Annotated in this window: 12 protein-coding genes; all 12 read right to left on the reverse strand. The window is 47.2% G+C overall.

The genetic code is table 11. From position 1 onward, the window contains the following. The coding region (locus PHU49_11490) for a YraN family protein (protein MDD5244627.1) at positions 1-198 on the reverse strand (198 nt) is incomplete at its 3' end. After that, positions 188-772, reverse strand: a complete 585-nt coding sequence (locus PHU49_11495) for a ribonuclease HII (GenBank protein ID MDD5244628.1) — start codon at positions 770-772, stop codon at positions 188-190. The genes PHU49_11490 and PHU49_11495, both read right to left, overlap by 11 nt. Further along, a complete protein-coding gene (gene rplS, locus PHU49_11500) occupies positions 772-1,119 on the reverse strand; it encodes a 50S ribosomal protein L19 (protein ID MDD5244629.1) in 348 nt (115 codons plus the stop codon). Before rplS ends, PHU49_11495 begins: the two co-directional genes overlap by 1 nt. Next, complete coding sequence (locus PHU49_11505; protein ID MDD5244630.1) at positions 1,112-1,720, reverse strand: RNA methyltransferase; 609 nt, start codon at positions 1,718-1,720, stop codon at positions 1,112-1,114. The genes rplS and PHU49_11505 overlap by 8 nt, the downstream gene beginning before the upstream one ends. Beyond that, on the reverse strand, positions 1,677-2,411 hold the full coding sequence (trmD, locus tag PHU49_11510) for a tRNA (guanosine(37)-N1)-methyltransferase TrmD (GenBank protein MDD5244631.1): 735 nt from the start codon (positions 2,409-2,411) through the stop codon (positions 1,677-1,679). The genes PHU49_11505 and trmD overlap by 44 nt, the downstream gene beginning before the upstream one ends. Next, positions 2,408-2,905 (reverse strand): ribosome maturation factor RimM, encoded by a 498-nt coding sequence (gene rimM, locus PHU49_11515; GenBank protein ID MDD5244632.1) that lies wholly within the window; start codon positions 2,903-2,905, stop codon positions 2,408-2,410. Before rimM ends, trmD begins: the two co-directional genes overlap by 4 nt. Positions 2,906-2,913: 8 nt before the next feature. After that, positions 2,914-3,147 (reverse strand): KH domain-containing protein, encoded by a 234-nt coding sequence (locus PHU49_11520; protein ID MDD5244633.1) that lies wholly within the window; start codon positions 3,145-3,147, stop codon positions 2,914-2,916. Between the two features lie 16 nt (positions 3,148-3,163). Beyond that, entirely contained in the window at positions 3,164-3,421 is a 258-nt protein-coding gene (gene rpsP, locus PHU49_11525; protein ID MDD5244634.1) for a 30S ribosomal protein S16, read from the reverse strand. An 11-nt stretch (positions 3,422-3,432) separates the two neighbouring features. After that, entirely contained in the window at positions 3,433-4,764 is a 1,332-nt protein-coding gene (gene ffh / locus PHU49_11530; protein ID MDD5244635.1) for a signal recognition particle protein, read from the reverse strand. Between the two features lie 321 nt (positions 4,765-5,085). Further along, complete coding sequence (locus PHU49_11535) at positions 5,086-5,943, reverse strand: hypothetical protein (protein MDD5244636.1); 858 nt, start codon at positions 5,941-5,943, stop codon at positions 5,086-5,088. Between the two features lie 232 nt (positions 5,944-6,175). Next, positions 6,176-6,853: a DUF554 domain-containing protein gene (locus PHU49_11540; protein MDD5244637.1), complete on the reverse strand. Its 678-nt coding sequence runs from the start codon at positions 6,851-6,853 to the stop codon at positions 6,176-6,178. 236 nt (positions 6,854-7,089) lie between these two features. Continuing rightward, positions 7,090-8,265, reverse strand: a 1,176-nt coding sequence (locus tag PHU49_11545) for an acyl-CoA/acyl-ACP dehydrogenase (GenBank protein MDD5244638.1), incomplete at its 5' end; no start/stop codon positions are given.

The raw sequence follows: 8,265 nt of genomic DNA on the forward strand, positions 1-8,265 counted from the left end.
GGGGCTGCCAAACTTCGGGGTGTTCCGCTTCTTTACCTCCACGAACACAAGGTATCCGTCCTCTTCCGCAATAATATCTATCTCGCCGAGAGGGTTTCTGTAATTCTTCTCTATAATCTTGTACCCATCCTTTTTAAGGGCGACCAGCGCCCTCTCCTCACCTTTCCTTCCTTCTTCTTTCTTGCTGTCACCGGGCAAGGTTCTCTTTAACCCCCTTAAAAGTTTTTCTGTGGATCGGTGAAATTCCGTGGTTCAGGATGAACATCTTATGGTCTTTTGTCGGATAGCCTTTATTCTGTTTGAAATTAAACACCGGATAGAGTGAATGGTACATGTCCATGATCCTATCACGGACAACCTTGGCGATTATCGAGGCGCAGGCAATGTAAAAACATTTCCTGTCACCTTTTACAACGGGCTTGCTGTCAGGAAAGTTCTTTACTTTGTGATTCCCGTCCACGAGAAGAAGGTCCGGCGTCATGCCGGTATAGTGGACCGCCCTCTCCATGGAGAGAAGGCTTGCGTTGAGGATATTCAGTGCGTCGATCTCTTCATTGGTCGCTATTCCGATTCCTATCCTGTAGGCATGATCTGTGATCCAGGAAAAAAGGGCTTCCCTTTTCTTTTCCGTTAAGAGTTTTGAATCAGCAACACCACACTTATTTTCGGGCAATTCCTTCCAGATAACGCATGAAGAGACAACAGGCCCGGCAAGAGGCCCCCTGCCGGCCTCGTCTATTCCCCCCACAAGGCCTTTAAGCAGGCAATGCATTAATCCCTTTTTTCTTTGAGTTTTGCTGCCTTGCCTCTCAGGTTTCTCAGGTAGTACAGCTTTGACCTTCTGACCTTACTCTTGCTGGTTATCTCAATCTTATCGATGAGCGGCGAGTGCTTGGGGAATGTCTTTTCAATGCCGACACCGTAAGAGACCTTCCTTACCGTAAAGGTGGCCCTTGTGTTCCCGCCTCTTTTCCGGATAATAAGACCTTCAAATACCTGGATCCTCTCTTTGTCCCCTTCAAAGATCCTCGTATATACCTTAACGTTGTCGCCAACGCTAATCTCCGGTAAATCAAGCCTCATATGCTCTTTTTCAATTATATCCACCATCTCATTCATCGTATCCTCCTCTCCGGCCAAAAATTCTATCAAGAATTATACCCATCGCGACCCTTAACGACAGGTGGTTGTAATCACCGCTTCCCTGAACAGGTACAAGCATCTTATCGCACATGTCCACTACTTCACCGGATAAACCCCAGCCTGTTCCAAATAGTATAAGGGAGGGGTCCTTTCCCTCCTGTATAAACTCGTGGAGCTCCCGGTATGTTATCGATTTTTCTTTTCTCTCTCTGGAGGACGTTCCTACCACGAGGGGTTTCCCTCTCATCCCCGCATCTTCAATCATTTCATGAACAGTACCCTTGATCCTTACGCGCTGCAAGGCCTCGCCTCTTACCGGGTTATATTGGGCGCCGTATCCTTCTGTCCAGTGGTGTATGAGCTTTCCCATAATATCCCTTTGCTTTGTCAAAGGTGTAACAATATAGCACAGGTCAATACCAAAAGTCATGCAGCTTCTCGCAATATCATGAATCTCCAGGTTTGTTATGCTCGTAGCGATAATTTCGCCGTGTTTATCATAGACCGGATAGTGGACCACTGCAATATTTACACTACTCAGGGATCTCCTCCATAATCTCTTTGATGAATTTCCCATCCTCTTCTGTCGGGGTAAACCGGTTGATAAGATCAGGTCTTTTCAGAAACGTCTTTCTGATCGCCTCTTTTCGCCGCCATCGCCTGATCTGCTCGTGGTTCCCGGAAAGGAGCACCGGCGGCACCTCCATATCCATAAATGTCTCCGGTCTCGTATACTGGGGATATTCAAGAAGTGGTTCTCTAAAGCTCTCATCAGCGACAGATCCTTCGTTCCCGACAACACCGGGTATGTTCCTCGATATCGCATCGATCAATACCAGGGCCGGTATCTCACCGCCGGAGAGCACATAATCACCGATTGAGACCTCTTCATCGACGCAGTCTATTACCCGTTCGTCAACCCCCTCATATCTGCCGCAGACAAGGCATACGTGTGCAAGTCTTCCATATCTTTCTGCGGTGGCCTGGTCAAAGGGTCGTCCCTGGGGGGTTAAAAGCACATACCTCGGTCTTCCGAATGTCTTTTCAACAAACTCCATGGCACGGTAAATCGGCTCGATCTTCATGACCATCCCCGGTCCGCCGCCGTATGGTTTGTCATCACAGGTCTTATGAACATCCCCTGCAAAATCCCGGATATCGATGATATTGAAGTTTATCAACCCCTTATCAAAGGCCTTTTTGATTATGCTCTCCTGCAAAGGAGAATGAAAGATATTAGGGAAAAGTGTCAGGATCGTGAAGATCATGGAACGAGCAGGTCTTCCCGTACTTTTATAAAAGAACGTTCAAGGTCGACCTCGATGATGTACCCTTCGATCATCGGCACCATAATGTCCTGTTTTCCTGAAACAACCAGCGTATCGTTTGCCTGTGTATGCAACATACTGTCGACCTTCCCGATCTCTTCGCCCGCAGAATTCAAAACCCTTAGTCCAATAAGCTGATATTCATAATACTCGTCGTCATTCAACTGAGGGAGGTCTCCCTCTCGCACAAACAATTCTTTTTTGACGAGAAAGGAGACCTCCTCCGGATTCCCCAGACCTTTAAACCTTATTAAAAAGTGATTTTTATGAGACCTGACACTTGCCGGCTTTATCTCTATGATCGTATCATCTTTTTCAGCATAGAGCGAGGCATACCGGAGAAACTCTTCCTTTGCCTCATTGTAATAATGAAATCTTACTTCCCCTCTAATACCGTGCGCTGACAGCACCATGCCGACAGGGATCCATCTCATTACTCTATTTACTCTATAATTTCGAGCACCGCTCTCTTTTTTACTTTTGTTGAAGTAGCGCTCAAGATGGTTCTCATTGCCCTCGCCGTTCTGCCCTGTTTGCCGATCACTTTTCCCAGGTCGTCTTTGGCAACGTTCAACTCGATGACAGATGTCTTTTCACCTTCTATCTCAGAAACTTTTACCTGGTCTGGATTGTCAACCAACGCCTTAGCAATATACTCTATTAACTCTTTCAACACACCCCACCTCCGTAAGTTATTGTATTAGCTCCTTCAAAACCCCTTCTCTTTTAAACAGATTTTCAACTGTCTTCGTGGGTTTTGCCCCCTTTTGGTACCATGATTTTATCTTCTCCCTGTCAAGCTGTACCTCTACAGGATCTTTTAAGGGATCGTAAAATCCTACCTTATCAATAAACCTACCATCTCTCGGAGACCTTTCATCTGCTACAACGATTCTGTAAAACGGTTTTTTCTTCGATCCGAACCTGGACAATCTGAATTTAACAGCCAATTTCCACCTCCTTACCTCATGAATAGTTGTCTTTGAAGGCCTTTCATGCCTCCCTTTGTAAGCTTTTTCATCATCTTGCGTGTTTCCATATAACGTTTCAGGAGATCGTTGACATCATGGACACTTGTGCCGCTTCCCCTGGATATCCTGATCCTCCTGTTTCCGTCTATGACATTTGGATATGCCCTCTCTTTCAATGTCATCGAATTGATGATCGCCTCGATCCTTTTGATGTCCTTTTCCGCCTCAGAGAAGTTTATCATACCCTTGATCTTGTTAAAACCCGGAAACATCGTCACTATCGACTCGATGGATCCAAGCTTTTTCATCTGTTTTATCTGTTCCTTAAAATCTTCCAGCGTGAATTCATCTCTTCTCAGCTTTTTCTCCAGATCGCTGGCCTGCTTCTCATCGAATATCTCCTGCGCCTTCTCAACAAGGGAGATAACGTCTCCCATCCCGAGGATGCGGGATGCCATCCTTTCAGGATAAAACGCCTCAAGGGCGTCAAACTTTTCACCGATCCCGATAAACTTTATCGGTTTTCCCGTAACGGCCTTGATAGAGATTGCTGCACCGCCTCTTGTGTCACCGTCCAGTTTGGTCAGTATGATCCCGTCGACGCCAAGCTTTGTATCAAATGTTCCGGCGATGCTTACCGCATCCTGCCCTGTCATGGCATCGAGAACGAGGAGGGTCTCCCTGGGGTTTAAAAACCTTTTCTGGTCTACAAGCTCGTTGACCATCTCGTCGTTGATATGCAGCCTGCCGGCGGTATCGACGATCATCGTATCGAAGCCGTTCTTCATCGCATATGCCTTTGCTTCTTTGCATATCGTGAGAGGGTCCTTTATCTGCGGCACTGCGAATGTCTCGATGTTCAACTGCTTTCCCACCTTCGTCAACTGTTCAATTGCAGCCGGCCGGTAAATGTCTGACGGCACGAGGAGCGGTTTTCTGCCCTTCTTTCTGAGAACAAGGGCAAGTTTCCCTGCCGTGGTTGTCTTCCCTGATCCCTGAAGTCCCACGAGCATTACAGACACAGGCGGTGATCCTGATACGTCGAGGGGTTTGTTTGTCGTGCCGAGCAGTTCACACAATTCGTCATGAACGATCTTGATGAACTGCTGCCCGGGCGTGATACTCATTAAGACCTCTTCACCCAGGGCCTTTTGTTTGACCTTTTCGAGGAAGTCTTTGGCTACCCTGAAGTTGACATCCGCCTCGAGAAGCGCAATCCTTACCTCTCTCAGCGTCTCCTTGATGTTGTCCTCGGTAAGCTTGCCGTAACCCCTCAGTTTTTTGAAGGTTGTCTCTAATCTCTCCTGTAATTTCTCGAACATAGAAGCATATAGTTTAATCGAAAACATACTGATAGTCAATGCAAATCAGCGTGCAGTTCATGGCTCATGGCTCATGGCTGATAGCTCATGGCAAATCCTAAATCCTAATATCTAAATCCCAAACAAATTCAAATTGTTTTGCCCTTAAGAATGCCGATTCTCTTTCATGCCGTCATTGCGAGCGGAGCGTGGCAATCTCATTCAATTGGTTATACCCTGTAGATCGCCGCGTCGCTTCGCTCCTCGCGATGACGATAAGGGATGGAACTCCTCGTAACGACAACACGTTTTGAACGTCAGCGCTTTAAATTTTGATATTGTTTAGGATTTCGAAATTAGGATTTGATGCTTGGGGTTAAGTAAATTAAGATATCTTGCCGGGTTTTTACTGATGCAGTCCATCACAACCTTTTCCCCAAATCCCATGCCGATGAGCATCCTGGCGGATTCGGGGGTGGTCATTGAGCCGCCGAGGAGCATGCCTTTTTTGTTCCTGACACCGTTGCGCGTTAATGTGGTCTTTGTGTCTTTCACAGTGTCTGAAACTATGAGTATCCTCTTCGGGTCTTTTACTTGAAAGATCAATTCAATCGTCTTCAGACCAAGATGAAACGGGTCGGCAATGACCTCGATATAGACCTCTTTATTCAGCAACCCGAATCCGGCGATCCCTGGCTCCCTGTGGTGGATGCCACGCATGGCATTAAAGATATGAGTTATGCCCTTTGCGCCTGCCTTATAACCAGCCTCGGCCTCTGCATAGGTTGCATCTGAATGACCCATGCTTACGATGATTCCCATATCTGCTATGGTCTTGATGAGCCTCGTTGCCCCTTTCAGCTCAGGGGCAACGGTGATGATCCTGACAATATCCCCGAAACCATCGATGAGCTTTCTGAAATTCCTCACCGCAGGCTCAAGAAACGATACCTTATTAAGCGCCCCGCATCGGGCCGGATTCAGAAAAGGACCCTCGAGATGAACACCAGGAATAGTTGCGAGTTTCAAGTTGCGAGTTTCAAGTTTAAAATGCCTTAACTCCGAACTCTGAACTCCGAACTCCGAACCCTGTTTTTCCATCGCCTGCTTCACCGCTGCCATATCGGCGCGCATCTCTTCGATGGTCGCCGGATATATGGTAGGGAGGATTGCCGAAACACCGTGCGCACCATGAATCATGGCAATCTTCAGGATTGCTTCCGGTGTCGCACCTCTCGTATCGTATCCGCCGATGCCGTGGGTGTGGATATCAGTAAGCCCGTTAGGCGTTAGGCGTGAGGCGTGAGGTGTTCTTTCCCCCCTTACCCCTTCCGCCTTACGATCTTTATCAGAATTTGCCAGCTCCCTTTCTATCCTCCCTATCCTGCGACCTTACTGAAAAGCGACCGGCTTTCTATTTCCCACACGGGAATTACAGAAAAAAGTAGGCCAGAATGACTGCGATGACGAGACTGGGCAGCATATTGAGTATGCTCAACCTTTTTATCTCCAATATGTTGATGCCCAGACCGATAAGGAGTAACCCCCCTACAGCGCTCAGTTCGTTTATCAGTGCGTTCGTGAAGAATTGCTGAAGCGATGAGGCAAACAACGTTATCCCTCCCTGGTAGACCAATAGCGGCAGCACGGAAAAGATGACGCCGACGCCCAGCGACGCTGCCAGAGCAAGCGAACTGAATCCATCGAGGACTGATTTCGCAATGAGGAGATCCGGCCTCCCTCCAAGTCCTTCTTCAATAGCGCCGAGAATGGTCATAGAACCCATGCAGAACAAGAGAAAGGCAGTGACGAACCCTTCTGAGAAGCTCTTATTTTTTGACCCTATCTTCTGCTTTATGTGTCCGGCCAGCCTATCCATATGTTTTTCGATACCAATCAGTTCTCCAATGATAGAACCCGGAACGATGCTGAATATCATCACGAGGAAATTGCTTGTTTTCGCTGCCATGGTAAATCCAAGAAAAACCGTGAATAAACCGATACCCTGGAAGGCAATCCTGATCAATCTTTCCGGAAGTCTCGCGTGGATGGCAAGACCGATAAGACTCCCGAGTATGACGGTCCCAACGTTTATGAAAGTACCCAGCATAGTTATATATAAACCGTCCTGTACAATTTCTCAAACAAAAATTCTGCCGGTCCCTGCTAATTCTGATCCCTTAGTATTTCGGGCAGCCTACCCAATCAGTGCTCAAAAATTGCGTTCACAAAAATCCTTCCGGCCTGACCTGTAAGTAGATTGCATGAAAAGTGAGAAGAAATTGTATTCAAATGACAGAAATAATTCACCGATGCTTTTTATGCCCTTGTCCCTTATCGGTTGTTTCAGTAGAGCATCTTCGCAATGGCGTTTTTCTGTATGTTGCCGGTTCCCTCGTATATCGATGTGATTCTTACATCCCTGAGAGCCCCCTCAAGCCCCTGGTCGCGCATATAGCCGTAGCCGCCGAGGATATCTATACACCTGTTCAATATCTTTATCGCGCTCTCCGGTATCGCCAATTTTACCATCGATGAGTATTTTTTCGATTCCGGGTCTTTCCTGTCGTAGAGCCAGGCTGCCTTGTAAAGAAGATTCCGGCATTTTTCGGTTTCTACGTACATATCCACGAGGTCGTGCTCGATTGACTGGAATTTTATTATGGGCCTGCCGAACTGTTTTCTTTTCTTTGCGTAATCTGCTGCCTTTTCATAGCCGTAGAGCATACTGCCGAATGCCTGTGCCGCTATCACCATCCTGCCGAGCTCAAATCCATCAAGCACGATCCTTTTGCCTTTGCCGCGTTGGCCGATTACATAGTCTTTTGGTATGTAAAAATCACTGAAAACAAGCTCTCCCGATGTCGTCGTGTTGATGCCCATCTTCCTGCCAAGGTCGTTTATCTCAAAGCACCTGGAACCGTTCTTGTCGATCAGTTCTTTGTCAAAAAGCATCGCGGTCAGACCGTTTTCATCCTTTGCAAGCAGTGTGTAGAAATCTGCATACCCTGCATTTGTCGTGAATACTTTCGAACCGTTCACTATAAAATGATCTTCTTTATCCTCCATTCCCGTCTTCAGGCTTCCGACATCACTGCCGCTGTCCGGCTCTGTAACGCTTATTGCAGAAATGTATCTTCCTTCTATCATCGGGCGGATATATTTCTCTCTCTGTTCCCTGGTTCCGTAAATATCAACAACAAAGCCTGGTATGTATCCAAGGCTCAGGGCCATCCCCATACCGGGCAGTCTTCTGCACATCTCCGTGACGGCAACCACATGGCCCAGCGCTCCGTACCCTGAACCACCGATGTCCTCGGAGAAACCCACACCTATAAAGCCAAGCTCTCCGATCTTCTCATAGAGCTCTCTCGGATATCTGTGCTCATCCTCAAGCCTCTGGAGGTATTCCTGGTCGAACTCTTTTTCGCAGAATTCGTTTACCGCCTTCTCTACGTCTTTCAGGTCATTGCTGATATATAGGTCCATAATAAAACCAATCGTGAAAGATATTAAAATCCA

The sequence above is a fragment of the Syntrophorhabdaceae bacterium genome, assembly GCA_028713955.1.
Classification (GTDB): domain Bacteria; phylum Desulfobacterota; class Syntrophorhabdia; order Syntrophorhabdales; family Syntrophorhabdaceae; genus UBA5609.